At 32.2% G+C, this 26084-nt stretch carries 25 protein-coding genes; 19 read left to right on the top strand and 6 right to left on the bottom strand.

Annotation, left to right across the window (positions count from 1 at the left end):
* Positions 1–78: 78 nt before the first annotated feature.
* The 3 genes from BN3657_RS01455 to pyk are packed head-to-tail and all read left to right on the top strand — an operon-like array spanning position 79 to position 6206.
* Positions 79–3504, top strand: a complete 3426-nt coding sequence (locus BN3657_RS01455) for a DNA polymerase III subunit alpha (RefSeq protein ID WP_062551474.1) — start codon at positions 79–81, stop codon at positions 3502–3504.
* A gap of 6 nt (positions 3505–3510) precedes the next feature.
* Positions 3511–4464, top strand: a complete 954-nt coding sequence (locus tag BN3657_RS01450; protein ID WP_062551473.1) for an ATP-dependent 6-phosphofructokinase — start codon at positions 3511–3513, stop codon at positions 4462–4464.
* 8 nt (positions 4465–4472) lie between these two features.
* The gene (gene pyk / locus BN3657_RS01445; protein WP_062551472.1) at positions 4473–6206 is read left to right on the top strand and encodes a pyruvate kinase; all 1734 of its coding nucleotides are present in this window, start codon (positions 4473–4475) and stop codon (positions 6204–6206) included.
* Between the two features lie 69 nt (positions 6207–6275).
* Here pyk and BN3657_RS01440 read toward each other — a convergent pair whose 3' ends face one another.
* The 4 genes from BN3657_RS01440 to murJ form a co-directional block, all read right to left on the bottom strand.
* Positions 6276–6977 carry a putative ABC transporter permease gene (locus BN3657_RS01440; RefSeq protein ID WP_062551471.1) on the bottom strand — a complete coding sequence of 234 codons (702 nt, stop codon included), beginning with the start codon at positions 6975–6977 and terminating at the stop codon, positions 6276–6278.
* Positions 6974–7444: an HD domain-containing protein gene (locus BN3657_RS01435; protein WP_062551470.1), complete on the bottom strand. Its 471-nt coding sequence runs from the start codon at positions 7442–7444 to the stop codon at positions 6974–6976. The genes BN3657_RS01440 and BN3657_RS01435 overlap by 4 nt, the downstream gene beginning before the upstream one ends.
* 149 nt (positions 7445–7593) lie before the next feature.
* Positions 7594–8952, bottom strand: coding sequence for a hypothetical protein (locus tag BN3657_RS01430; protein ID WP_062551469.1), 1359 nt, complete (start codon positions 8950–8952; stop codon positions 7594–7596).
* 161 nt (positions 8953–9113) lie between these two features.
* The gene (gene murJ, locus BN3657_RS01425) at positions 9114–10724 is read right to left on the bottom strand and encodes a murein biosynthesis integral membrane protein MurJ (protein ID WP_062551468.1); all 1611 of its coding nucleotides are present in this window, start codon (positions 10722–10724) and stop codon (positions 9114–9116) included.
* Positions 10725–10871: 147 nt separating this feature from the next.
* Between murJ and BN3657_RS01420 the strand changes: the two genes are divergently transcribed.
* From BN3657_RS01420 to BN3657_RS01360, 13 genes are all read left to right on the top strand, one after another.
* Positions 10872–12617 (top strand): ABC transporter ATP-binding protein, encoded by a 1746-nt coding sequence (locus BN3657_RS01420; RefSeq protein WP_062551467.1) that lies wholly within the window; start codon positions 10872–10874, stop codon positions 12615–12617.
* 52 nt (positions 12618–12669) lie between these two features.
* Entirely contained in the window at positions 12670–13245 is a 576-nt protein-coding gene (locus BN3657_RS01415) for a nitroreductase family protein (protein ID WP_062551466.1), read from the top strand.
* 220 nt (positions 13246–13465) lie between these two features.
* Positions 13466–13765: a thiamine-binding protein gene (locus BN3657_RS01410; RefSeq protein ID WP_019138612.1), complete on the top strand. Its 300-nt coding sequence runs from the start codon at positions 13466–13468 to the stop codon at positions 13763–13765.
* On the top strand, positions 13734–14498 hold the full coding sequence (locus BN3657_RS01405; protein WP_062551465.1) for an ABC transporter permease: 765 nt from the start codon (positions 13734–13736) through the stop codon (positions 14496–14498). The genes BN3657_RS01410 and BN3657_RS01405 overlap by 32 nt, the downstream gene beginning before the upstream one ends.
* Positions 14495–15517, top strand: a complete 1023-nt coding sequence (locus BN3657_RS01400) for an ABC transporter substrate-binding protein (RefSeq protein ID WP_062551464.1) — start codon at positions 14495–14497, stop codon at positions 15515–15517. Before BN3657_RS01405 ends, BN3657_RS01400 begins: the two co-directional genes overlap by 4 nt.
* Complete coding sequence (locus tag BN3657_RS01395; RefSeq protein WP_062551463.1) at positions 15514–16266, top strand: ABC transporter ATP-binding protein; 753 nt, start codon at positions 15514–15516, stop codon at positions 16264–16266. The genes BN3657_RS01400 and BN3657_RS01395 overlap by 4 nt, the downstream gene beginning before the upstream one ends.
* A gap of 145 nt (positions 16267–16411) precedes the next feature.
* Positions 16412–17182, top strand: a complete 771-nt coding sequence (locus tag BN3657_RS01390; protein ID WP_019138608.1) for a LamB/YcsF family protein — start codon at positions 16412–16414, stop codon at positions 17180–17182.
* 15 nt (positions 17183–17197) lie between these two features.
* Positions 17198–18403 (top strand): NRAMP family divalent metal transporter, encoded by a 1206-nt coding sequence (locus BN3657_RS01385; RefSeq protein ID WP_062551462.1) that lies wholly within the window; start codon positions 17198–17200, stop codon positions 18401–18403.
* 27 nt (positions 18404–18430) lie between these two features.
* Positions 18431–19177 carry a 5-oxoprolinase subunit PxpB gene (gene pxpB, locus BN3657_RS01380; protein WP_062551461.1) on the top strand — a complete coding sequence of 249 codons (747 nt, stop codon included), beginning with the start codon at positions 18431–18433 and terminating at the stop codon, positions 19175–19177.
* Complete coding sequence (locus BN3657_RS01375; RefSeq protein ID WP_062551460.1) at positions 19170–20114, top strand: 5-oxoprolinase subunit C family protein; 945 nt, start codon at positions 19170–19172, stop codon at positions 20112–20114. The genes pxpB and BN3657_RS01375 overlap by 8 nt, the downstream gene beginning before the upstream one ends.
* On the top strand, positions 20111–20908 hold the full coding sequence (locus BN3657_RS01370; RefSeq protein WP_062551459.1) for a putative hydro-lyase: 798 nt from the start codon (positions 20111–20113) through the stop codon (positions 20906–20908). The genes BN3657_RS01375 and BN3657_RS01370 overlap by 4 nt, the downstream gene beginning before the upstream one ends.
* 111 nt (positions 20909–21019) lie before the next feature.
* Positions 21020–21502: a hypothetical protein gene (locus BN3657_RS01365; RefSeq protein WP_062551458.1), complete on the top strand. Its 483-nt coding sequence runs from the start codon at positions 21020–21022 to the stop codon at positions 21500–21502.
* Between the two features lie 81 nt (positions 21503–21583).
* Positions 21584–21829, top strand: coding sequence for a DUF1294 domain-containing protein (locus BN3657_RS01360; protein WP_019138602.1), 246 nt, complete (start codon positions 21584–21586; stop codon positions 21827–21829).
* A gap of 22 nt (positions 21830–21851) precedes the next feature.
* Here the strand turns inward: BN3657_RS01360 and BN3657_RS01355 are convergent, their stop codons facing one another.
* Positions 21852–22760, bottom strand: coding sequence for a restriction endonuclease (locus BN3657_RS01355; protein WP_062551457.1), 909 nt, complete (start codon positions 22758–22760; stop codon positions 21852–21854).
* 135 nt (positions 22761–22895) lie between these two features.
* Between BN3657_RS01355 and BN3657_RS01350 the strand changes: the two genes are divergently transcribed.
* From BN3657_RS01350 to BN3657_RS01340, 3 genes are all read left to right on the top strand, one after another.
* Entirely contained in the window at positions 22896–23618 is a 723-nt protein-coding gene (locus BN3657_RS01350) for a beta/alpha barrel domain-containing protein (RefSeq protein WP_062551456.1), read from the top strand.
* A gap of 14 nt (positions 23619–23632) precedes the next feature.
* Positions 23633–25135 carry a Na+/H+ antiporter NhaC family protein gene (locus BN3657_RS01345; RefSeq protein WP_062551455.1) on the top strand — a complete coding sequence of 501 codons (1503 nt, stop codon included), beginning with the start codon at positions 23633–23635 and terminating at the stop codon, positions 25133–25135.
* Between the two features lie 136 nt (positions 25136–25271).
* Positions 25272–25784, top strand: a complete 513-nt coding sequence (locus tag BN3657_RS01340; RefSeq protein ID WP_062551454.1) for a macro domain-containing protein — start codon at positions 25272–25274, stop codon at positions 25782–25784.
* A 93-nt stretch (positions 25785–25877) separates the two neighbouring features.
* On the opposite strand, the gene BN3657_RS01335 is transcribed toward BN3657_RS01340, so the two are convergent.
* The gene (locus BN3657_RS01335) at positions 25878–26069 is read right to left on the bottom strand and encodes a hypothetical protein (RefSeq protein ID WP_062551453.1); all 192 of its coding nucleotides are present in this window, start codon (positions 26067–26069) and stop codon (positions 25878–25880) included.
* Between the last annotated feature and the right edge of the window lie 15 nt (positions 26070–26084).

Here is a 26084-nt window from a genome sequence, read left to right as displayed (position 1 = left end):
ATATATTAAAGATTAGTAATAGAATTTTGTTTTTTAAAATATAGAGTTAAAAACTTTTTATAAATTAAGGATGATTGTATGAATAATTTTGTCCACCTACATTTGCACAGTGAATATTCTCTTTTAGATGGATCTACAAGAATAAATCTTTTGCCACAAAGAGTTAAAGAACTTGGAATGGAGGCTGTCGCTCTTACAGACCATGGAAATATGTATGGGGCCATTGCTTTTTATAAGGCTTGCAAGGACAGTGGAATAAAACCAATACTTGGCTGTGAGGTTTATATTTCTGAAAAGGATATGTCAATAAAGGACAAGTCTAATAAGAGATACCACCTCATTCTCTTGGCAGAAAATAATGAGGGCTTTAAAAATATTATGAAAATAGTTTCCATTGGATATGTGGATGGTTATTATTATAAGCCAAGAGTCGATAAGGATGTTTTGAGAAAATATTCAAAGGGTGTAATTGCAACTTCTGCCTGTCTTGGAGGCGAGGTTCAAAATTTAATTTTAAATAGAGATATTGAAGCTGCAAAGGCTGCTGCTCTTGAATACAAAGAAATTTTTGGAGAAGATAATTTTTATTTGGAACTTCAGGATCACGGTATGCCTGAACAAGCTAGAGTTAATCGCGAATTAGTTTTACTCTCAGAGGAATTATCCATAGATCTTACTGCTTCAAATGATGTGCACTATTTAAATAAGGAAGACGCAAAAAGTCACGACGTACTTCTCTCAATCCAAACAGGCAAGACTGTAAATGATGAATCTAGGATGAAATTCCCATCTGATGAATTTTATTTAAAATCGCCAGATGAAATGGCAGCTCTTTTCCCAGAAAATAAAGAAGCTTTAGAAAATACAGTAAAAATTGCCAAAAGATGTAATGTGGAAATAAATTTTCATAATCTTCATTTGCCAGAATTCACTGTTCCAGAAGGATATACTCACGAAGAATACCTAAAAAAACTTGCCATAGATGGAATGTATAGCCGCTATGAAAATGTAAGTGATGAAATAAAAAATAGATTTGAATTTGAATTTAACACCATAAAAAATATGGGTTATGTTGATTATTTTTTAATAGTATGGGATTTTATAAGATATGCAAGAAAACATGAGATTCAAGTTGGACCTGGAAGAGGCTCTGCTGCTGGATCTTTATTTTCCTATTGTCTGGGCATAACTGATGTTGATCCTCTTGAATTTGATCTTCTTTTTGAAAGATTTTTAAATCCAGAGAGAGTTTCTATGCCCGATATTGATATAGATTTTTGCTATGAAAGACGTGAAGAAGTAATAGAATATGTAAATAGAAAATATGGAGATTCACACGTTGCACAAATTGTTACCTTTGGAACTATGGCTGCTCGAAATGCCATAAGAGATGTGGGGCGTGCTCTTGATATGTCCTATGCAAAAGTTGATTATATTGCAAAACAAGTGCCACAAGCTTTAAATATGACTCTTGAAAAAGCTCTAGAAGTTTCTGAAACTTTTAGGGGGATTTATGAAAGTGAAGAGGACTCAAAACTTTTAATTGACATGGCTCTAAAGCTTGAAGGACTTCCAAGACACACTTCAACTCACGCTGCTGGAGTCGTTATTTCTAAGGACGAACTTACAGAATATGTTCCCCTTACTAGGAATGATAAAATTATTGCCACTCAATTTAATATGATTGAACTTGAAGAGTTGGGCCTACTTAAAATGGATTTCTTGGGACTTAGAACTCTTACAGTTATAAGAGATGCCATAAATTTAATCAAAGAAAATCAAGGCAAAACTATAAATTTTTACAATTTTAATTACGACGATAAAGACGTTTTAAAGATGTTTGCAAGATCAGAAACTCTTGGAGTTTTTCAATTTGAATCTTCTGGCATGAGGGCCTTTTTAAAGGAATTAAAGCCAGATGAATTTTCAGATCTTGTTGCAGCCAACGCCCTCTTTAGACCGGGACCAATGAAGCAAATTCCAAAATTTGTAGCTTCAAAACACGACAAAAGTAAAATTTCTTACATTCATCCAAAACTTGAACCAATACTTAAATCTACTTATGGCTGTATAGTCTACCAAGAACAAGTTATGCAAATTGTTCAACAAATTGGTGGTTATTCTCTTGGCAGGGCAGATATAGTAAGACGTGCCATATCAAAGAAAAAAATGAAGGTAATGGAAGAAGAAAGGCAAAATTTTATTTATGGCAATGCAGCTGAAGGAGTTTGTGGAGCTATTGCAAATGGAGTTGACGAAAAGTCTGCCAATGAAATTTATGATTTGATAATAGATTTTGCAGATTATGCCTTTAACAAATCCCACTCTGTTGCCTATTCAGTAGTTGCTTATAGGACAGCTTGGTTAAAATATTATTATCCAAGAGAATTTATGGCAGCACAGATCTCTACTTATACAAATGACATTAAGCAAGTTAGCCTTTATATTGAGGAGATAAAAAGACTTGGAATAGAAATTTTGCCACCTAATATTAATTATTCTTTTAAAAACTTTACTGTTGAAGATAAAAAAATAAGATTTGGTTTAAAGGCAGTTAAAAATGTTGGGGACAATTTAATTGATGTAATTGTTAAGGGAAGAGAAAAGGGAACCTATAAATCTTTAAAAGATTTTGTTGATAGGATTAACGCCATTGATAAGTCTGCTCTAAATAAAAGAGCTGTGGAATCCTTAATAAGATGTGGTGCTATGGATGATTTTAGGGGAAATAGAGCTCAATACTTGGCAATTTATGAAGGAATTTTATCATCGTCATCTAATACTGCAAAAAATAATGTGATGGGACAATTTTCTCTTTTTGAAGATCAAGACCTTCAAGAAGATTTGCCAAGGCTACGTGATTTCCCACAAAAAGATAAATTAGACATGGAAAAAGAAGTTATAGGAATGTATATATCTGGACACCCTCTTGATCCTTATAGAGAAGCAATTGAAAAAAATTCAAGCATTAATACAAATCAAATTTTTGAAAAATATAGGGAAAATCTTTTGAGAAGGTCTAGGGTTAGAGTTGCAGGAATTTTAAAATCCAAGAAGACAATGATAACAAAGACAAATAAAATGATGGCATTTGCAGCCTTAGAAGATTTATTTGGCACAATTGAACTTGTTATTTTTCCAAATGTTTATTCCAGATATAAGGACTTAATTGAAGATGAAAATATAGTTATAGTAGAAGGCCACTTCCAAGAGTCTGAAGTTGAAGAACCTAAAATTTTAGTGGATACAATTTCAAGATTGAAGATGCCAACAAAAAATAAATTATATATTTCAGTTAATTCCATGAAAAGTGAAAATGTAAATAAGATAAAGAGAATTTTAAGGGACTATGAAGGCAACACTCCTGTTGTATTTTTTGAAGAGGAAACTAGGAGAGCCTTTGGCACAGAATCAAATCTTTGGATTGACGACAAGTCCTTTGATGAAATTCAAAATGAATTAATAGAATTTACAAAAACAAGAGAAAAAATTATTTTAAAGTAGGTGGATATGAGAATTGCAATTTTAACAAGTGGCGGAGATGCTCCTGGCATGAATGCCACAATAAGAGCAGTTACAAGAACTTGCATCTTTGAAGGGATAGAGGTTTATGGAATAAGCGGTGGCTATGAAGGACTTATTGATGCAAAATTTGAAAAATTAGAAGTTTCATCTGTCGCAGATATTATCCAAAGAGGAGGAACAATTTTATCAACTTCAAGATCAGATAGATTTATGACAGAAGAGGGACTTGAAAAGGCAATAAATTCTCTAAAAATTTTTGAAATTGATGCACTAATTGTCCTTGGAGGAGATGGAAGCCTAAGGGGTGCAAAAAAATTAAAGGATTGTGGAATAAATGTAATTGGAATCCCTTGCTCCATAGATAATGATCTTGCCTATACAGATTTTACTATAGGATTTATGACAGCTGTTGAAACTGTCACAGAAGCTATAAGTCATATAAGAGATACAACTGAAGCTCATGGTCGTGCAAATGTTGTGGAAGTAATGGGTCGTGAGTGCGGCGATATTGCTCTTTATGCAGGAGTTTCTTCTGGTGCAGAGTCAATAATTGTTCCAGAAATCAAAACAAATATAAATGAAATTGCAGAAAAGGCAATTATGGGAAAAAATCGTGGCAAAAGACATCACATAATTATCATGGCTGAAGGTTGTGGGTCTGCCTTTGAATTTGCCAATGACTTTCAAGAACTGACGGGCATTGACACAAAGGTTACAGTTCTCGGTTATATTCAAAGGGGAGGAGCTCCAGCTATCTTTGATAGAATTTTGGCATCTCAACTTGGATATCTTGCAGTAAAAGAAGCTAAGAAGGGAAATTCTTTAGCTCTTGGATTTAAAGATGGAAGGGCAATGGCCATGACTTTTGATGAAATTTTTGAAGTGAAAAAAGTTTTTAGACAAGATTTATTAGATATTCTAAAAACTGTTTCTATATGAGGTGAATTATGAAAAATACAAAAATGGTAGCGACAATAGGACCTGCAAGTGAGAGTGAAGAAGTTTTAAGGGCTCTTTTCGAAGAAGGAGTAAATGTTGCCAGATTAAATTTTTCTCATGGAAGTCATGAAGAACACAAGATAAAAATTGACAGAATTAAAAAATTAAGGCGTGAAATGGATTTTCCCATTGGAATTATGCTTGACACCAAGGGCCCAGAAATAAGACTTGGAGATATTGAAGGGGAAGTTCTCTTAGAAATTGGTCAGAAGTTTATTTTGACAAGCAAAGATTTAATTGGCAACAAGCAAATTGCCAGTGTTTCCTATAAAGATTTATACAAGGATTTAAAAATTGGGGACAAAATTTTAATTGACGATGGACTTGTGGAACTTCTTGTCAAATCTATTGAAGGAGAAGAAATAATAACAGAAGTGAAAAATTCTGGCACAATTTCATCTCACAAGGGAGTTAATGTACCTGGAGTTGATATAAAACTTCCAGCCCTAACAGAAAGAGATATTGAAGATATTAAATTTGGAATAAAAGAAGATGTGGACTTTATAGCTGCCTCTTTTATAAGATCAAGAGAAGATGTTTTAGCTATAAGAAAAGTTCTTGAAGAAGAAAAAGATTACACGACTAAAATTATTTCCAAAATTGAATCTCAAAAGGCTGTTGAATTAATTGACGAAATAATAGAAGTTTCTGATGGAATAATGGTGGCAAGAGGAGATCTTGGAGTTGAGATAGAAACAGAAGCTGTTCCAATAATTCAAAAGAAAATTATAAAAAAATGTAATATTGCTGGCAAGACTGTAATTACAGCTACACAAATGTTAGACTCCATGATAAGAAATCCAAGACCAACTAGAGCAGAGACAAATGACGTTGCCAATGCAGTCCTTGATGGAACAAGTGCAGTTATGTTGTCTGGAGAAACTGCAAGTGGGAAATATCCTTTAAAATCAGTAGTGACTATGAGAAAAATTTGTGAATACACAGAATCAACAGTGGACCACAATGAAATTTTGGAAAATAGAATTAAAGATGTGGAAAATTCCATGACCAATTCTATTGGAAGATCTGCCTGTGTAATCGCAAGAGATTTAGGTGCAAATGCAATTATAACTGCCACAACTTCAGGCAACACTTCAAGGGCAATTGCAAAATTTAGACCTGAAACTCCAATTATTGCTTCAACTCCCTTTGAAAAAATTAAAAATCAACTGAGCTTGGTTTGGGGAGTAAGACCAGTTAAAGTTTTAAATTTTAAAGACACAGATAATTTAATTGATGCATCTATGGAAGTTGCTGTTAAAAAGGGATTTTTAAAATCAGGAGATCTAGTTGTTTTAACAGCAGGAGTTCCAACTGGCATTGCTGGTTCTACAAATCTTCTCAAAATAGAAAATGTTTCAGAAATTCTTGGAAGAGGAACTGCCATTGGCAAGAAAAAGAAAAAAGCGAGAGCAGTAGTTGCAAATACTTTTGAAGAGTTAAAAGAAAACTTTAAGAGCAAGGACATAATTATCTGCAAGGGAACAGATGGAAGGATGATTCCTTACATGGAAAAATCTTCAGGATTTGTAACAGAAGAGGCAGGTTTTACATCAAATGGAGCTGTGGCTGCTATATCTTTAAATAAAACTGCCATAGTTGGAGTAAAGAACATTACAGAGCTAATAAAAACTGGCGATATAATAACTATTGATGGAACAGATGGGACAGTTAGAAGATAAAATTATTATTGTGGAAAAATTATATGTAATAAAAAAGACCTCAAAAAGTATTTTTTACTAAAGAGGTCTTTATTTTTGTGTAATTAATTTTTTTATATTTTCTTCTCTTTCCTTGAGATTTGAATTTAAATCAATTAGTTTTAGCTTGAATTTTTTTGATTCTTCTAATAATTTGTGATTTGCAATTCTCTCGGATTCGTTTATTTCAGAAAAATAAGCATTTATATTTTTGTCAATTGTTAGATATATTTTGTCTAATTTCTCAAATATCTTTAAGAGATGATTTAAAGTTAGAATTAAATCCAAAATAAATAAGAATGAGAAGAAAATAAGTAGGTAGTCTACAATTTTATCACTTGCAAGTGATAAGAAAAATATAAGTATTGGTGTTAATTTCTTTACTATAAAAATATTTGCAAGACCGAAAATCAAAAGTCCATATAGGCAAACCCTGCTCTTGATTTGGAAGGGATAGTTGCTGTAATCCCACCATCTCTTGTTAAAAAACTTTTCCAAAAGATATCCAATTATATATTCAATTAAGCAAGATAAAAAAGCCGAATACAGAAAAATTGTAAGATTTGATTCAAAATTTTTTAAAAAAGCAAAGGAAAGGCTAGCTCCAATTCCATAAATAGGACAGGCAGGGCCAAGTAAAAAACCTCTGTTATGAATTTTGTTAAGCTCAATAGCAGAGCAAGGGAAAGTCTCCCAGCACCAACCTATAAAAGAATAAATAAAAAATATTAAATAAAATTCTTGATTTCTCATAGGCGAACCAATCCAATTTTTACAGGTATAACCCTTAGAGTTTCAACGAGGGATACGTACTTGTCAGAGTAAGTCACAATCCAAGATTCCAAATATTTTGGAGGTAGCGGTGTTAGGGGAAACATGTGCTTTACAATTATATCTCTCTCTATTTTATTAAGGCCTAGTTCTGATTTTGCATTTAGATATGCCTTCATGGGATGGGTAAAGCCGTGAATCATTCTTTCTCTTTTTCCGTCGTGCCAATCATAGAGGAAGTAATCATGAAGAAGAGCTCCCCTTATCATAGAGTTCATGTCCACATCAAGATTGTATTTTTCTGCTAACTCAATTGACTTTTTTGCCACAGAAATTTGGTGGGAATAGACAGTGGTGTCGCCGTGTTGTATAAAGTTTTTGGTTTCTAAAAATCTAGTGTTTTTCTTTAAGAAGTTCACTATTTCTTCTAATCTTTGTTTATTATCCATTTTTTTCCTCCCAAGACATATTTTAAACTAAAAAAGTAAAAAAAATTCAAAATTTTTATTAAATTTTTGAGTAAAAAATAGGATCTTTGTAATTTTTTATTATTTTTGGCAAAAAATAAAAGCCATATTTCTATGACTTTTATATTCTACTAAAATTTTGTTTCCATGTAAATTCTATTTTTTCCTTCAGCTAAAATATCTTTTACTTCTTTGACTTTTAAATTGTCCTTGTCGAAAATGAGGACAGAAGTAATTTTGTCAATATCTCTATCAAGAAGATTGTATCTCTTTTTAATTAGTTCAATTTCATCCTTATCTTTACTTGTAAATTCGTAAGCTGTGTCATCTTTTCTCTTTAAGATTGTAGGATTTGTTTTAACTGCATTTAAAAATTCTGATACAGATTCTGGACTTAGGGAAGATTTTATCTTTTCTAGTGGAAGATTATCTATTTCTTCTTCAGAAATGGTTTTTTTAGTCCTAGTATTTTCTAGTTTAACTTTTGTATTTAAATCTTCCTTTTTCCATGGATTATTTTTAAGAGAAGATATTAAATCAGAATATTTTTCATTAGTAATTTTTAAATTTTCTTTTTCTCTTTTAATTTCTTCTGGCTCGGATATCTTTTCTTCTTTAATTTCTTCAGTCTTAAATTTTTCTTCTTTTACTTCTTCAGCCTTAACTTGATTTTCTTCTTTAAGATTTTTAGTTTTAGTTTCAGAATTTTCTTTTGAAGCTTGAGCATCTTCCTTAACTTTATCGGCTTCATGAGAAACTTTTACATCAATATCTTGATTATAGAGTCTAGTTTCTTTTTTACTTTCATCAGCCTTAGTTTTTTCTTCTTTTACTTCTTGAGATTTTGTTATCTTTTCTTCTTTTATTTTTTCAGTTTTAACTTGATTTTCTTTTTTAAGATTTTTTCCTAAGTCTTCAGAATTTTCTTTTGAAGCTTGAGCATCTTCCTTAACTTTTTCTTCTTTTACTTCTTGAGATTTTGTTATCTTTTCTTCTTTTACTTCTTTAGCCTTAACTTGATTTTCTTTTTTAAGATCTTTAGTTTTAGTTTCAGAATTTTCTTTTGAAGCTTGAGCATCTTCTTTAACTTTATCGGCTTCGTGAGAAACTTTTACATCAATATCTTGATTTTCAATTTTAGTTTCTTTTTTACTTTCATCAGCCTTAGCTTTTTCTTCTTTTACTTCTTGAGCCTTAACTTCAGATTTTATTTCATTAGATTTTTTCTTTTCACGTCTTTTCTTACCACGATCTTTTTTTCTTGAAGCATCATAAACTTCCTTCTTATTTTTTCTTTCTAAATCTTCATTATTAGAAAGTCCATTGGAATTATCACTTGTCTTATGTAGATTTTCCCTTTTAGAATTATTAGCTTCATTGACTTTTTCAATTGATTTTTTACCTTCAGGAATTCTCTTATTTTGTGATTTTTTCCAATAAATAAAGCAAACGATTACAACAATGGCAAGAACAAAAATTACGCCACCCATAATAACACCTCCAATTTATTTATATTATACCACTTAAATAGTAAATAACTACTTTAATTAAATAAATTCTAAAAAATTTTAAAAAAAGACTCAAATTTGAAATAGAAGCTATCAATTTTTTATTTACAATTGATTGGCATTTCAAATTTGAGTCTTTTAAATTAATTTTCTAAACTTTTAACTTTTTTATTTTCTAATTTTTCTCTAACAATATTAACAACATCGCGAACTTCGCGAACTCCTAATTTGTAAAGGAAAAATACATAAACTGTTGCTGCAATAAATACTACTATCATTAAAAATAATAGTCTTAATAGAGTTTGAAGTCCTCCTGATGTCAAAGACATTATAAGCTTTTCGTAAGGGAAGTAGGAAAGTGCCACGAGGCCCATTGCTATTGAAGCCATAAATGTTTTAATCAAGGCTTTGATGTAGGATTTTGTTCCAAGATTTCCAATTTTTCTTTTCAGCAAGATAAAGGAAATAAAAACTGCAATTGTTGTTGCAATGGAAACTGATGCTGCAAGTCCATTAGTGCCATAATGTCTTGCAACCAAGAGATTAAGACCAACATTTATTGCTACATTTGTTATTCCAACATAAAAAGGTGTCTTTGTATCCTCGATAGAATAGTAAATTCTATTTAAAACATTGATAACAGAAATTGAAATTAAGGATAAAGAATAACATCTAAGTGTTGATGTTGCTGCAATACCATCTGCTGCAGTAAAATATCCACGGACAAAAGCAATTTCTATTATTGGTCTTGCAAGTATTATTAGTCCCACAGTTGCTGGAACTGTTATAAATAAAACAGTTTTTATTGATGCATTCATAACTTTTTTACCAAGTTTCATGTCGCCTGATCCCAAAGTTCTTGTGAGGATAGGGAAAACTATGGCAGTTATTGCTGTTATGAAAATCCCAATTATCATGGTATTCATTTTGTTTGAATAATATAAAATTGAGGCTGCACCTTCGCCCATTCCCGATGCAAGGTTTCTATTAACAATTGTGTTTATGTCATTAACTGATACAGAAACGAAAACTGGAAGGGCAAGGACTATTGCTTCTCTAACATACTCGTCTTTGAAATCTGCGACCAATTTTGGTCTGTAACCGATTTTCATTGCGTTTGGAAGCAAAAATAAAAATTGTGCAAGTATTCCAAGGACTGATGCAATTGTTAGTCCCATTATGCCAACGTGATGGGAGAAAATTGCAAGATAAATTATATAAGTTAAGTTAAGTGGAATGGCAATGGCACCTGTTGCGGCAAATTTGCCACCGTGTTGAAGGTAGCCTTCCATTACACCGACCCAAGATGAAAATAAAACCACTGGCATTCCAACTTGGATTAATTTTACTACAATGACGTAAGTTTCTGGATCAGCTTGTGATGCAGTTAAAAGTGCAATTTGATTTGGAAAAAGAATTCCAAGAATTATTAGGACAAAGGAAACAAGAGATGTAACCATCAATAAATTATTTGTGAAATAATTTTTTCTACTTGGTCCATGTTCACTTTCTGCCTTTTGAGCAGAAGGTATATAAGTTGTGGCTATTGCTTGTGTTACAAAACCTGCAATCATTGCTGTCGCAGCTTGTGCAAGAGAAAAGGCATCCATTTCAGTGCCGGCACCAAAGACATAGGCTGTCAGTGATTCTCTAAAAAAGCCGAAAATTTTTCCTATTAAAAGAAAGCTTGTGATGGCAAGAGTTGACTTTGCAATTCTTGAACCTGTGCTGCTTTCGCTACTTTTATTTTCCAATTTAAAATCTCCTTTATAAGTCTTATCAAATTATAATTTGTTTGAAATTTTATGTCAAGTAAGCTTGATTTCTAGTATTCCAAAGAATTTAGTTTTTGTGTTATTATGTATAGTGCAATAGAAAAAATAAGATTAAAGGGAGGAAATATGAAAAATAAAAATTTAATAAAAAAAGTTTTGCCCTATTTTTATAAATATAGATTTACTCTTTTTTTAGATTTATTGTGTGCAGGACTTACAACTGCAAGTGAAATGATCTTGCCACTGATATTAAGAGCTTTGACAAATAGGGGTATGGAAGACATTCTTTCCATCACTTTTGATTTTATCCTAAAATTATCACTTATATATGTAGGAATAAAAATTGTGGAAGTAATTGCTCAATATTTTATGACAAGTATTGGACACATTATGGGTGCCAAAATAGAAACTGATATGAGAAAGGACTTGTATTCCCATCTTCAAAGTCTATCAGATACTTTTTACAATGAAACCAAGGTTGGAGTTATTATGTCAAGAATCACCAACGATTTATTTGATATAACAGAATTTGCCCATCACTGTCCAGAAGAATATTTTATTGGAGCCATTAAGATAATTATTTCACTTATTATTCTCCTAAACTTCAATGTAAAAATGACTCTTCTTATTTATATTATGATTCCACTTATGATATATTTTTCTGGTCATTTTAGAAATAAAATGAGAAAAGCTCAAAAAGATCAAAGAGTTCACGTAGGAAATTTAAACTTTAGTATAGAAGACTCTCTTCTAGGTATAAGAGTTGTAAAATCTTTTGCTAAAGAAGATTTGGAAAATGAAAAATTCAATAAAGAAAACAACAAATTTTTGGGCATTAAAAAGAGATATTACAAGTCTATGGCTGGATTTAACACGGTAAACAGGATTTTTGACGGGCTAATGTATCTCATTTTAATAATTTCTGGTGGATATTTCTTAATGAAGGGAGAAATTGGTCCAGAAGATTTGATTGTCTATGTAATGTATGTCCAATCTCTTATTGCCACTGTTAGAAGAATTATTGAGTTTACTGAACAATTCCAAAAGGGAATGACAGGTATAGAAAGATTTACAGAAATTATGGCAATAGAATCTGACATAAAAGATAATAGTGACGCTCTTGAAATAAAAAGTTTAAGAGGTGAAATTTCCTTTGATCATGTAGACTTTTCTTATGGAAAGGGAGAAGAAAAAGTCCTAAATGATTTTTCAGTTAGAATTTCTCCAGGTCAAAAACTTGCCATAGTTGGACCTAGTGGTGCAGGTAAGACAACTATTTGCAACTTGATACCTAGATTTTATGATGTGGATAAGGGATCAGTAAAAGTAGATGGATTTGATGTTCGTGATGTAAAAATAAAATCTCTTAGAGAAAATATTGGAATAGTCCAACAAGATGTTTATTTATTTTCTGGATCTGTTAGAGATAATATTGCCTATGGAAAAGAAGGCGCTAGTGATAGAGAAGTTGTAAAAGCTGCAAAACTTGCTGGTGCTTATGAATTTATAAAAAACTTGCCAGATGGATTTGACACCTATGTTGGTGAAAGGGGAGTTAAACTTTCTGGAGGACAAAAACAAAGAATTTCTATAGCTAGAGTTTTCTTAAAAAATCCTCCAATCTTAATTTTGGATGAAGCAACTTCAGCTCTTGACAATAAAAGTGAAGTTGTTGTTCAAGATTCTATAGAAAAATTATCAAAGGGAAGGACAACACTTACTATTGCCCATAGACTTACTACTGTTCAAAATGCAGATTTAATCCTTGTGATGACAAAAGATGGCATAGTGGAAAGAGGTTCTCATAAAGATCTGATGGATAAAAAAGGCTATTATTACAATCTATACACCAAGGGTGGCAGGTTAGAATAATATAGTTTAGGGTATCATCTTATTAAGTTATTAATTTAGCAAGAGGTGAATTATGAAAAACTATATAGAAATGATTAAAAAGAGAAGGTCTTATTACAACTTGTCAGAAGATGTAGACCTTTCCAACGAAGAAATAAAATATCTTGTGGAAGATGTAATGAATGTAACTCCTTCCCACATGAATTCTCAAACGACAAGAATTGTTTTATTATTCGATGAAAAATCTAAGGAATTTTGGAATAAGGTAAATGAAACTTTTGACAACAAAATTAAAGAAGAAAAGTTTCACGGTTTTTATCACGCCAAGGGAACTGCCCTATTTTTCATTGATACTGATGAAATAAAAAAACAAGAAAAAGATATTCCATCCTATAAAGAATATTTTGAAACTTGGGGTCATCATTCAGCTGCTATGCTTGAATTAAATCTATGGCAAGCCCTTCGTGATGAAAATATTGGAGCAAGCAATCAACACTACAATCCAGTTATAGATTCTTGGGTAAAAGAAGATTATAATCTTCCTGCTTCTTGGGAACTTATTGCAGAAATGCCCTTTGGCAAAATTGAAGAAGAACCAGAAGCAAAAGAAAAGAAGCCAATTGAAGAAATTTTAAAGGTTTTTGAATAAATTATAATTTTAGGTAGGCATTTTGCCTACTTTTTTTATGAAATTTCAATTACCTTGTAATAAATAACTTATATGTCTATAATTAACTTGTCAGGGGAGCGCATGCTGAGATTAGGTTTATCCTTAAACCCTTTGAACCGGGACAGGTAATGCTGTCTAGGGAAAGCTGCCTCTATTTGTGGAGGCTTTTTTTATTGTATTTTTTAACAAGGAGGTTAATATGAAAATTTCAATAGCAATACAAATTTTACCTACTACAAAAGAAGGAACATCAGAATCTATTGTTGAAGTAGTAGATAAGGTTATAGAATATATCCAAAGTGAAAATGTAACTTATGTGGTTACTCCCTTTGAAACAGTTATAGAACTCGATGACTTTGACAAGGCCTTTGAAATTTTAAAAAACTGTGTAAAATTATCAGGAGAAATTTCAGAACAAGTAGCTTGTTATTCTAAGACTTTTTATTCTGAGAAAGGGATTTTGACAATTGAAGAAAAAACAGGCAAGTATCAAGGATAATATCTCAGCAGCTTCTTTGATAATAGTCATTTTAGTTATTTGGCATTTTGTAACTACTAGGGGGATTGTGGGGCCTTATTTATTGCCAGAACCCCTTGATGTAATTAAAGCTTTTGTTACAGATTTTCCAACAATTTTATCTCACTTAGGCACTACACTTACAGAAGCTTTTTTAGGTTTATTTGTTGGAGTTAGCCTTGGTTTTATTGCAGCACTCTTAATGGATTTATCAGATACTATTTATTCTGCTATTTATCCAATTTTAGTTCTGACACAAACAGTTCCAACAGTTGCAATTGCGCCACTACTTGTTCTCTGGATGGGCTATGGCATAGCACCAAAGATTACACTTATTGTAATTGTCACATTTTTTCCAGTTGCTGTTTCTCTTCTTGAGGCATTTAAAGAGGTGGATAGGGACAAAATAAAATTATTAAAGGCAATGGGTGCAAATAAGTATGAAATTTATAAATACATCAAACTGCCAGAAAGTCTGGGGAATTTTTTCTCTGCTTTTAAAATAGCAGTTTCTTATTCTGTTGTAGGAGCAGTAATAGCTGAATGGCTTGGAGGTTACAAGGGACTAGGGGTCTATATGATAAGAGTCCAAAAAAACTATTCCTTTGACAAAATGTTTGCAGTTATATTTTTAATTTCGGCAATTTCTCTTTTATTGATGAAATTAGTTGGATTTTTACAAAAAAAGATGATGCCGTGGATGGAGGAAAAATGAAAAATTTAAAAAAATTATTAGTTTTAATTTTAGCAGGTCTTATGCTAACAGCTTGTGGCAAGGCTGAAAATAAAAAAGCTGAAGAAAAGAAAGACGTCCCAACAGAAAAAGTTAGCTTCTTACTTGATTGGGATCCAAATGTAAATCACGCAGGACTTTATGTTGCCATGGACAAGGGATTTTTTGCAGATGAAGGAATAGAAGTTGAAGTAAATCAACCGCCAGCAAATGGTGCTGAAGCTCTTGTTGCATCAGGAAAGGCTGATTTTGGAGTATCTTTTCAAGATACAATTGCTCCAGCTTTTGCAAGTGAAAAGCCACTTCCAGTTACAGCTGTTGCTGCAATAATAAATCACAACACTTCAGGCATTTTCTCTGCAAAAGACAAAAATATTGAAAAAGCTAAAGATATGGAAAATCACAATCACTCAACTTGGGGACTTCCCATTGAACAGGCAATTTTAAAACAAGTTGTAGAAGATGATGGTGGAGATTTCTCCAAGGTAAACTTAGTTCCTGGCGATGTAACCAATAATATTGCAGCAATCCAAGGAAAGGATATTGACACAGTTTGGATTTTCTACCCAGTAGATGGCGTAAGAGCTGAAATGGAAAATGTTCCAATTAATTATTTTGCTTTTAAAGATATAAACCCAATTTTTGATTATTACACACCAATTCTAATTGCCAATAATGATTTCTTAAAAAATAAAGAAGATGTAGCAAAAAGATTTATGCGTGCTTTCTCTAAAGGCTATGAATATGCAGCAGAAAATCCTAAAGAAGCAGCAGAAATTCTTGTAAAGTTAAATCCAGAACTTGATAAAGATTACACAATCAAGGCTATGGAATATATTGCTGACAAATACCAAGATGATGCAAATTACTTTGGCGAAATTGATGCAGAAAGATGGAATAATTTCTACGCTTGGTTGTGGAAAAATAAATTAATTGATAGAGAAATTCCAAAGGACTTTGGTTTCACTAATGATTTTGTAAATCCTGAAAAATTAAAATGAGTGGCAAATCAGAAATTTTAAGAGTCGAAAATGTCAACAAGTCTTTTGGAGATAAACTTGTTTTAAAAGATATCAATATAAGATTAAATAAGGGAGAGTTAGTTTCTCTTGTTGGAGTTTCTGGAAGTGGAAAGACAACTTTATTTAATATAATTGCTGGTCTATTAAAAGCTGACTCTGGCAAAGTTTATTTAAAGGGAGAGGACATAACTGCTAAAGCAGGAAAAGTTTCTTATATGCTTCAAAAGGATCTTCTTCTTCCTTATATGACAATAATAGATAATGTTTCACTTCCTCTAATTTTGCGTGGAGAAAAGAAAAAAGTTGCTCGTGAAAAAGTTCGTGGACTTTTTAAAGGTTTTGGTCTTAGTGGATATGAAGAAAAATATCCAGCTCAGCTTTCTGGTGGAATGGCTCAGCGTGCAGCTCTTCTTAGGACTTATGTTTTTTCAAAAGAAGTTGCATTACTGGATGAACCTTTTTCTGCCCTAGATGCAATAACTAAGGCGTCAATCCACAAGTGGTACAAAAGTATTATTAGTGAAATTGGAATTTCCACAATTTTTATAAGTCATGATATAGAAGAAGCGATAAAGCTATCAGATAGAATTTATATTTTGGGCAAAAATCCAGGAAGCATAGTTGATGAAATTGAAGTACAAGAAAATTTTGATGAGAATTTTTTTGAAGATAAAAAATTTATTGAGTATAAAAAACACATTATCAAGATACTAGATGAAATCGTGTAAAAGAGGCTTTAAGCCTCTTTTTTTATGGGATTTTTACAAAAAAGTACTTAACTTTTAGAAAAGACAATGTTTGCATAATTGTCTTTTTTAGATTATAATTTAAATACGTTATTGCAATAGTTTATTTAGAAAAAGGAGGAAATAGATGCAATACTTTGTAGATTTAAACAGTGACATCGGTGAATCATTTGGTGCCTATAAGATGGGAATGGACCAAGAGATTGTAAAATATGTTACTAGTATTAACTGCGCTTGTGGCTACCACGCTGGAGATCCACTAATCATGGATGCAACATGCAAGGCAGCTGCTGATAATGGTGTTGAAATTGGCGCTCACCCAGGATACCCAGATTTAATGGGATTTGGTAGAAGAAAAATGGCAGTAAAGCCTGAAGAAGCAAGAGCATATATGCTTTATCAAGTTGGAGCTCTTAGTGCCTTTGCCAAAGCTCATGGAAAAAAACTTCAACATATGAAACTTCACGGTGCATTTTACAACACAGCTTGTAATGACGAAGAGCTTGCAAACGCAATCTTAGATGCAGTTGAAGAATTCGACAAGGACTTAATTTTAATGGTTCTAAGTGGTTCATACATAGCTAAAGAAGGTAAGAGAAGAGGACTCAGAGTTGCTCAAGAAGTTTTCGCTGATAGGGGATACAACGAAGACGGAACTTTAGTAAATAGATCTCTACCAGGAGCTTTTGTAAAAGATCCAAAGGAAGCAATTCCTAGAGTGGTAAAAATGATAAAAGAAAACAAAGTTGTAACTGCAAATGGTAAGGAAATCGATATAGTTGCAGATTCAATTTGTGTTCACGGAGATAATCCAGAAGCTCTAGAATTTGTTAAAAATATTCGCGAAGGTTTAAAGGCTGAAGGTATTGAAATAAAACCTTTAATTAGTTTCTTATAATATTAGGAGGACAAAATGAGTAAAAATAAAACTAATATGTCCGTTCTTTTAGGTGCGGCATTCCTGATGGCAACTTCTGCCGTAGGACCAGGATTTATGACTCAAACTGCTACATTTACTACAAATATTGGAGCAGACTTTGCAGCAGTAATTTTAATTTCAATTATATTCTCTTATATAGCACAACTTAATGTTTGGAGAGTTATAGCAGTTTCTAAGATGAGAGGTCAAGACATTGCCAACAATGTATTGCCAGGACTTGGTTATGTAATTGCCTTTCTTGTAGCCCTAGGTGGCTTGGCATTTAACATAGGTAACGTTGGTGGAGCTGGACTTGGACTTAATGTTATCTTTGGCATTGACGTAAAAATTGGAGCAGCAATTGGTGGTGTTATCGGTATTATTTTATTCTCATCAAAATCTGCATCTTCAATTATGGATAGAGTAACTCAAGTGCTTGGAGCACTTATGATTATTTTAATTGCCTTTGTAGCAATTAAAACACAACCTCCTGTTGGAGAAGCTCTTAAAGCTTCAGTTAACCCTGTTGGTGGATTTAATAGCATTGTTTCTCCAACTCTTACACTAATTGGTGGAACTGTTGGTGGTTATATTATATTCTCAGGTGGACACAGACTTATTGATGCTGGAATCACTGGAGAAGAAAATCTTTCAGAAGTAAATAAATCAGCATCACTAGGTATTGGTGTTGCTTTTATAGTAAGAGTTTTATTATTCCTTGCTATTCTTGGTGTTACTAAGATGACAAACGCTCAAATTGATCCTGATAATATTGCAGCATCTTCTTTCTTAGCTGCTTCAGGTGTTGTTGGTTATAAGATATTTGGTTTTGTATTTGCAGCAGCAGCCTTCACTTCTGTAGTAGGTGCAGCTTATACATCAGTATCTTTCCTAAAGACTTTATTTAAATTTGTAGCTGACCACGAAAACATGGTTACAATTGCCTTTATCGTACTATCTACAATTATGTTTATCTTTATTGGACAACCTCAAACACTACTAGTAGTAGTTGGAACACTTAACGGATTTATCCTTCCAATTACACTTGCAGTAATTCTACTTGCTTCTAAGAACAAGAAAATCGTTGGCGATTATGTACACTCAAATGTACTATATATTCTAGGATGGATCGTAGTAGCAGTAACTGCTTTCATGGGAATTCAAACTGTAATAGCAAACGTTGGAAAACTATTTGGTTAAGTAAAGAGATGACGTTAGGAGCAAAAAATGTATGATAAAATAAAATTTCTAACTGCTGGTGATTCTGCCATAGTTATGGAATTTGGCGACACAATTGAAAAAGAAATTAACGCCAGAATTGCAGCAGTTGTAGAAAATTTAAAAAACAAAAAAATTGACGGAATCCTAGACATTTTACCAACTTATAGGTCTATCTTAATTAACTATGACCCTGTAAAAATTTCCTATGGTGAAATGATGGATATCCTAAAGGGACTTAGCAAGGCTGATTCAAATAAACAAAGTGATGAAGTTAGACTAATTGAAATCCCTACACTTTATGGTGGAGAATATGGTCCAGATATTGATTTTGTTGCTAAAAATGCAAAATTATCAGAAGAAGAAGTTATAAAAATTCACTCTGGAACAGATTATTTAGTTTACATGATGGGCTTTATTCCAGGATTTACTTATCTTGGTGGACTTGACGAAAGAATTGCAACTCCAAGATTAAAAAGTCCTAGACTTAAAATTGATCCAGGTTCTGTAGGTATAGCCGGCTCTCAAACTGGTATGTATCCACTAGAATCTCCTGGAGGATGGCAACTAATAGGAAGAACTCCACTTAAACTTTTTGATGATACTAAGGAACCACCTGTATTTATACAAGCTGGTGACTATATTAGATATGTCCCAATTGACCAAAAGGAATATGACAGAATTAAAAAAGAAGTGGAAAATGACACATTTAAAGTTTCAATTAAGAAAGTAAAGAGAGGTGATCTTCATGAGTAGTATCGATGTAATGAATGGTGGGATTCTCACAACAATTCAAGATTCTGGTAGATATGGCTATCAAGAATTAGGTATTCCTACATCAGGTGTCATGGATGATTACAACTTTAGACTTGCAAATATATTAGTTGGAAATAATCTTGATGAAGCTGTTCTTGAAATGACATATTTTGGACCAACTTTAAAGTTTAACGAAGATATGACACTTGCAATAACAGGTTCAGATATGAATCCAAAGATAAATGGCACACCAGCTCCAATGTTTGAAACCATTAAGGTTAAGGCTGGAGACACCCTACAATTTGGAAAAGTAAATGAAGGTGTAAGGGGATATATTGCTTTTGGTGGATCTATTGATGTTCCACTAGTAAATGGATCTAAGTCAACTCACATAAAGACAAAGATGGGTGGAATTAGTGGTAGAGCTTTAAAGGCAAAAGATACCCTTGATATTAAAAAGTCCAAAGAAAAAACAATGAGAAGAATACCAGAAAAGTATCTTCCTAAGTTTAATCACTGTAATGTTTTAAGAGTTGTTCTTGGACCTCAAGATGACTACTTTACAGAAAAGGGAATCCACGATCTATGTAGATCAGGTGGTTACCAAGTGACTAAAGATTTTGACAGAATGGGAATTAGACTTAAAGGAACTGCAATAGAACACAAAGAAACTGCAGATATTATTTCTGATGGTACTAACTTTGGCTCAATTCAAGTTCCAGCTAATGGTCAACCAATTATTCTTGTTGCAGATAGACAAACTACTGGAGGTTATACAAAAATTGCAAATGTAATAACTCCAGACCTTCCAAAGCTTGCACAAGTGTCTTTCTTGGATAAGATTCTTTTCCAAGAAGTTACAATAGAAGAGGCTCAAAAATTAACTTTAGATTACAGGAATAAATTTGAAACAATAAAGAAGGAGTCTGTAATATGAAATTAAGTGAACTAGGAAAAATGCATCCCAAAGAAGTTAGAGAACTCATTAGAAAGGGAGAAGTTGACCTTCCAACTTCAGGTATGAGTGAAGGATATTTACAAGCAAATCTTGCAATTCTTCCAAAAAAATATGCCTATGACTTCTTACTTTTTGCACAAAGAAATCCAAAACCATGTCCAATTCTTGAAGTTTTAGACGAAGGAAGTCCTTTAACAAAAATTATGGCTGATGGAGCTGATATTAGGACTGATGTGCCAAGATATAGGATTTATAAAAATGGTGAATTTGTAGAAGAAGTTAAGGACCTAAAAGATGTATGGCAAGATGACTTTGTTACTTTTGTCATAGGATGTTCTTTCTCTTTTGAAAAGGCAATGCTTGAAGCAGATGTCCCAGTAAGACACATTGAAGACGAGCACAATGTTCCAATGTATATAACAAACATAGAAACAGAACCAGCTGGAATTTTTCATGGAAATACAGTTGTATCAATGCGACCAATTCCATATAAGGATATTGTAAGGGCGACAACTGTTACTGCAAGATTCCCAGCAACACATGGTGCTCCAATTCATATTGGTGACCCATCAGTTATTGGAATAAAAGATATAGACAAACCAGATTTTGGCGAAAGAAGTGAAATTAAAGATGGAGAAGTGCCAGTATTTTGGGCTTGTGGAGTAACACCTCAAGCTGTTGCTATGGCGTCTAAACCAGAAATTATGATTACTCACGCACCTGGTCACATGCTTATCTTAGATAAAAAAGATTCTTACGTTTCTGTATTTTAATAAAAATTTATTTATCTGCCAGGGAAACTTGGCAGATTTTTTATGGAATTTTTTGAAAAAAAATAATTTTGTTATATAATTAGATAAAGTAATAAACAGGGAGCGATTTTTATGAAAAAATTATTTAAAATATCTCTTATTTTCCTAATCACAATTTTATTTTTATCAGCTTGTGGCAATAGATCTCTCTACTCTATGAAGACAGATTTATCTGATGAAGGGGGGCTAAATAAATTAGTTGGAAGCATTGACTGGAGACCTTATAAGCTTGAAGATTATAAGGTAAGAAATAAGAATCTAGAAATTAAAGTAAGTGGAGAGCCTGACATAAGCAAAGATGAGTCCTTCAAGACAGGATTTATAAATGGAGTAGTCCTACTCATCTTAACTGATGCCGAAGAAGTTAGGTATTCAGGAGAAGACTTATACTTTCGTTTCATTGACAAGGACCTTGCCAATGAAGCTTTGAAAATCAAGTATGGGAAAGAAGTAGATGATTATAAGAAGAGCCAAGAAGACTTTGACAACTTAATTGAAAGACTAAAAAATGAAAAATTTGAAGGAGGTGCTGCTTCTTTTGAGATGATGGAATGAAGTTTCACATAAAATAGTTTATTTTTAATTCTCAATTTGTGATATTATAAAATTATAGATTATGAGTTGAGGATGATTTGTTTGGAAAATAATTATATATTTTTAATTTTAAACCTAATAAACTTTATTTTGTACGGCATAGACAAGTACAAGGCAAAGCACGACTTGTGGAGAATAAGTGAAAAAACTCTCTTGACCCTTTCAATCATGGCAGGATTTGGTGGACTTATTGGAATGAAAATTTTTCATCACAAAACTCGTGAGAAGAAATTTTACCTTGCCAACATTATTGGCATATTTGTTACAATTTATTTTATAAAAAATTAAGGATGCTGATTTACTCGGCATCCTATTTTAATTCATCTATTTCAGCTAGAATATCTCTTCCATCTAACATTTTTAAAATATTTTTTATGTCCAAAATTATAACTTTTTCCTTTTTCAATTTTTCCTTAGTTTCCTTTTTCAAGAAAGAAGTGTTGATAAATAAAACTGGAATTATATTTTCATATAAATTTGAAAACTTATTTAACAATTTTTTAACTTCTTCTTCAGGCAAAACTTCTATATCTTTATATTTTTTAATTTCAAGAGCATATCTCTTTTTGCCCTTCTTTACATAAAAGTCAAAGAAAATATCTTCTCTTTCATTTCTAAAACGCTCTAGGGTGTATCCTGTTCTTTGTAGGGCAATTTGGGCAAGACTCTCTGTTGTAACTTCTTCATCTAAACTAGAAAGACCCTTCAATAAATTTTTTGGAAATATTTTAAATATACCCGTACAAATATTTTTGCCATGGGCTCCAAATTTGTAATCAAATCCCACTAACATTCCATCAACTATATTAAAAGTTCCATGTGCTAGTGAATTTCTTATATGACGCAAAAGAGAGTCGGTCTTTGATTCATTATCTTGTTTCGTAAGGATAATTTTTTGTGAATGAGGACAGATTTTTTTGTCATAAAATTTTACTATTTCATCGTCAATGGAATTTAAAAAAGCCACATCCTTATTTTCTAGAGCCATATAATTTTTTATTATTCCAAAGACAAAATTTTCAAAAGAAAGAGAAGAGGTTAGTTCATTTTCTTGTGACTGAGTTGAATTTATATTTGGTACATACCAAAGTAAGTATTCAAGATTTTTTGTCATTTCTTCTGTCAATTTTATGGGTTTATTTTCATGATAAATTGAATAGGAAACTTTGTTTTTACAATTTTCAAATTCAAATCCAGGGATTTTTAATTTGCCAGACAATTTATAACTCCTTTCAAAGTTCTTCTAAGAAAAGTATAGCACATAATCATAATTTTTATATAAAGTAAAATTTAAATTGACATTCTTGCAAAAATACTTTTAAATTAATATAAATATTATTATTTTGGAGGAAATATGGAAAATATTGAAAAAAATTTTGAAAATATAGATAAGAAAAAGAAATTTGTACCATCAATTGAAACTGAACTTAGAAGAAGACAAGTTTCTGTGCCTGAAGTAACTTATAGGGCCAGTGGAATAAATTTCATGGGAAAGAGAATAAAATCTCTTATGTTTACCAATGACATTCCCATAATTGTGAACAATAATGCTCAGGCAATTATGTCAGTTTATCCCTTTACGCCACAATTAAAAATTGTTTCTGCTATAATGGAAGTTGCATCAGTTCCAGTATTTGTTGGAATAGGTGGAGGAACTACTTCAGGACTTAGAGCTGTAAATATTGGTCTTCAAGCTGAGTTAATGGGAGCTAGTGGTGTTGTAGTTAATGCACCTATGACAAATGAAAACATAAGACAAATATCAGAAGTTTTGGATATTGCCGTTATTGCCACTGTTATTACAAAATATGATGACATAAAGGGAAAAGTTGACGCAGGGGCAAGAGTTTTAAATATTGCAGGTGGCAAAAATACTGCAGAACTAGTAAAATATACAAGAAAGATACTTGGAGATGAGTTTCCAATTATCGCAACTGGTGGTCATACTGATGAGCATATACTAGAAACAATTGAAGCAGGTGCAAATGCTATCACATATACACCACAGTCAAGCTCAGAAATTTTTTCTGAAGTAATGGATGTTTACAGGAAAAATATGAGAGAAAAAGATAAATAAAAGAAGGAGAAAAAATGGAATTTGGAATTTTATCGATAATTCCTCCAATAGTTGCCATTGCTCTGGCACTTATAACAAAGGAAGTTATAACCTCCCTTTTAATTGGAATTATATCTGGAGGGCTTATCTACGCTGGCGGAAATTTTATTGTCGCCTTAGAAACAGTTTTTGATTTAATGGGAACAAAGCTTGGTGATAACGCACTTATGCTTGTATTCTTGGCAATGCTTGGATCTCTTGTTATGGTAATGAATATGGCAGGCGGTTCTTTTGCCTATGGTAAATGGGCAAGTACAAAAATAAAGAGTAAAAAAATGGCAAAACTTGCCACAGCTTTTTTGGGTATTTTAATTTTTATAGATGACTATTTTAACTGTTTGACAGTTGGAGCAGTGATGAAACCTATCACAGATGAAAATAAGGTATCTAGGGCAAAACTTGCTCACATAATTGATTCATGTGCAGCTCCAGTTTGTATTTTGGCGCCCGTTTCATCTTGGGCAGCATCTGTTGTTGCTGTTATTGGTGATACTGGTGTTGAGAACCCAATGAGGGTATTTTTATCAACAATACCAATGAATGCTTATCCAATCTTAACCTTACTTATGATTTTGTATTTCAGTACAAGTGAAATTGAAATAGGAGTAATGGAAAAATATGAACTAAATGACACATCAAAAGTTATAGAAAAAGAAGATGTTGGTTATGAATATTCTAAAAATGGTAGAGTTTTTGATTTAGTAGTGCCAATTGTAGTTTTAATTTTTGTGACTATAATGATGATGTTAAAGACTGGAGGATTTTTCTCTGAGGGTGTGGGAGCGGCTGCAGCCTTTGGAGATGCAAATGTAAACTTGTCTCTTGTTATTGGAGCATTTTTTGCCATTGTAATTTCTTTTGTCCTTTATATTCCAAGAAAACTTCTAAAATTTGATGATTTTATGAAGGGAATAGTGGAAGGTATGAAGACAATGGTTTCTGCAATTGTAATTTTATCTCTTGCATGGACAATTGGTGGAATAACAAGTGATGAATATTTAAATACAGGATCTTATATTGCATCACTTATTTCCAACTCAACAATGCCTATGTGGCTTTTACCTGCAATAATTTTTGTAGTGGGAGCTTTTCTATCTTTCTCTACAGGAACTGCTTGGGGAACTTTTGGGATTTTAATTCCAATTATGGTGCCAATCCTAATGCACACAAATCATATGCATTATCTTGAAGTTGTGCTTGCTGCAATTTTCTCTGGATCAGTATTTGGAGATCACTGCTCACCAATTTCTGATACGACAATTTTGTCATCAGCAGGAGCAGGTTGCGATCACATTTCCCACGTTTCAAGTCAACTTCCTTATGCAATAAGTGTTGGAGCTTCATCAGCCCTTGCCTTTTTAATATCAGGTATACTTGAAAAGCCAAGCCTTACACTTCCAATAGGGATTGTAATTTTGGCAGTTGTGGTATTTTTCATGAGAAGATACACAGTAAATAAATATATAAAAAATGCATAAAAATATTTTTTAAGGCTAACTTAGGTTAGCTTTTTTTTCTTGAAATTTTTTAAAATATTTATAAAAAACTTTACTTAACTACTTTAAAAATAATCTAATGTGGTATATAGTAATTAAGAAGTGAAAGGGGGGTATTATGAGCTTTCAAATTGAAAAGAAAAATATTCTAGATTACCAAGTTGACGCTATTGTTAATGCTGCCAATAAGGATCTTAGAAGAGGCGGAGGAGTTTGTGGACAAATTTTTGCAGGAGCAGCCGACAATAGATTGGAAGAAGAATGTAAAAAACTTGCCCCAATAAAAGCTGGTGAATCTGTTATAACTAAGGGATATAATTTAAAGGCTAAAAATATTATTCACACAGTTGGACCAATTTACTTTGATGGAAACCAAGCTGAAAAGGAAACACTTGAAAAAGCATATAAGTCTGCACTAAATTTAGCAGTTGAAAATAATTTTAAGAGCTTAGTTTTTCCTTTATTATCATCAGGAATCTATGGTTATCCATTAGATGAAGCTGCAGAAGTTGCTGTGTTTACCATTAGAGATTTTGTCAAAGAGCACGATATTGATGTTACAATTTCTGTTTTAAATGACAACATACTTAAAGTATTAAAGGAAAAAAATAAAGAGTGGATTGAAAAATAATATAAGACAAAAGAAAAGATAGCTTGTCAAAGTAGACAGGCTATCTTTTTTAATTCTTAAAATATTTAATTAATTTTAAAATAAATTATTTACTTAGTACAACAATCTTTTTATTTCGTTTCTCATTCTTATTTTGCCAGCGTGAAAAGCAACTTTTCCAGCCCTTTTTGGATTTAGTAAAGATAAAAGTCTTAACTTCCTCCTTCTTCTTCTCTTTCTAATTCTTATAGGTCTTATAACTTTAAAAAATGCAATTAATTTAATTAAACTAGCTAATTTTTTCATATTTCCTCCTTAAAG

It is taken from the genome of Peptoniphilus phoceensis, assembly GCF_001517665.2.
GTDB classification, from domain to species: domain Bacteria; phylum Bacillota; class Clostridia; order Tissierellales; family Peptoniphilaceae; genus Peptoniphilus_A; species Peptoniphilus_A timonensis.
The sequence above is the reverse complement of the archived record's forward strand: the minus strand, read 5'-3'. Positions and strand labels throughout refer to the sequence as shown.

What these genes read in the sequence shown, in the direction of transcription:
- pyk (WP_062551472.1), top strand. Translation starts at nt 4,473, where the DNA reads ATGAAAAATACAAAAATGGTAGCGACAATAGGACCTGCAAGTGAGAGT.
- BN3657_RS01410 (WP_019138612.1), top strand. Translation starts at nt 13,466, where the DNA reads ATGAAAATTTCAATAGCAATACAAATTTTACCTACTACAAAAGAAGGA.
- BN3657_RS01440 (WP_062551471.1), bottom strand. Translation starts at nt 6,977, where the DNA reads ATGAGAAATCAAGAATTTTATTTAATATTTTTTATTTATTCTTTTATA.
- BN3657_RS01400 (WP_062551464.1), top strand. Translation starts at nt 14,495, where the DNA reads ATGAAAAATTTAAAAAAATTATTAGTTTTAATTTTAGCAGGTCTTATG.
- BN3657_RS01450 (WP_062551473.1), top strand. Translation starts at nt 3,511, where the DNA reads ATGAGAATTGCAATTTTAACAAGTGGCGGAGATGCTCCTGGCATGAAT.
- BN3657_RS01345 (WP_062551455.1), top strand. Translation starts at nt 23,633, where the DNA reads ATGGAATTTGGAATTTTATCGATAATTCCTCCAATAGTTGCCATTGCT.
- BN3657_RS01350 (WP_062551456.1), top strand. Translation starts at nt 22,896, where the DNA reads ATGGAAAATATTGAAAAAAATTTTGAAAATATAGATAAGAAAAAGAAA.
- BN3657_RS01370 (WP_062551459.1), top strand. Translation starts at nt 20,111, where the DNA reads ATGAAATTAAGTGAACTAGGAAAAATGCATCCCAAAGAAGTTAGAGAA.
- BN3657_RS01365 (WP_062551458.1), top strand. Translation starts at nt 21,020, where the DNA reads ATGAAAAAATTATTTAAAATATCTCTTATTTTCCTAATCACAATTTTA.
- BN3657_RS01415 (WP_062551466.1), top strand. Translation starts at nt 12,670, where the DNA reads ATGAAAAACTATATAGAAATGATTAAAAAGAGAAGGTCTTATTACAAC.
- BN3657_RS01390 (WP_019138608.1), top strand. Translation starts at nt 16,412, where the DNA reads ATGCAATACTTTGTAGATTTAAACAGTGACATCGGTGAATCATTTGGT.
- pxpB (WP_062551461.1), top strand. Translation starts at nt 18,431, where the DNA reads ATGTATGATAAAATAAAATTTCTAACTGCTGGTGATTCTGCCATAGTT.
- BN3657_RS01395 (WP_062551463.1), top strand. Translation starts at nt 15,514, where the DNA reads ATGAGTGGCAAATCAGAAATTTTAAGAGTCGAAAATGTCAACAAGTCT.
- BN3657_RS01420 (WP_062551467.1), top strand. Translation starts at nt 10,872, where the DNA reads ATGAAAAATAAAAATTTAATAAAAAAAGTTTTGCCCTATTTTTATAAA.
- BN3657_RS01455 (WP_062551474.1), top strand. Translation starts at nt 79, where the DNA reads ATGAATAATTTTGTCCACCTACATTTGCACAGTGAATATTCTCTTTTA.
- BN3657_RS01385 (WP_062551462.1), top strand. Translation starts at nt 17,198, where the DNA reads ATGAGTAAAAATAAAACTAATATGTCCGTTCTTTTAGGTGCGGCATTC.
- BN3657_RS01435 (WP_062551470.1), bottom strand. Translation starts at nt 7,444, where the DNA reads ATGGATAATAAACAAAGATTAGAAGAAATAGTGAACTTCTTAAAGAAA.
- BN3657_RS01335 (WP_062551453.1), bottom strand. Translation starts at nt 26,069, where the DNA reads ATGAAAAAATTAGCTAGTTTAATTAAATTAATTGCATTTTTTAAAGTT.
- BN3657_RS01340 (WP_062551454.1), top strand. Translation starts at nt 25,272, where the DNA reads ATGAGCTTTCAAATTGAAAAGAAAAATATTCTAGATTACCAAGTTGAC.
- BN3657_RS01375 (WP_062551460.1), top strand. Translation starts at nt 19,170, where the DNA reads ATGAGTAGTATCGATGTAATGAATGGTGGGATTCTCACAACAATTCAA.
- BN3657_RS01430 (WP_062551469.1), bottom strand. Translation starts at nt 8,952, where the DNA reads ATGGGTGGCGTAATTTTTGTTCTTGCCATTGTTGTAATCGTTTGCTTT.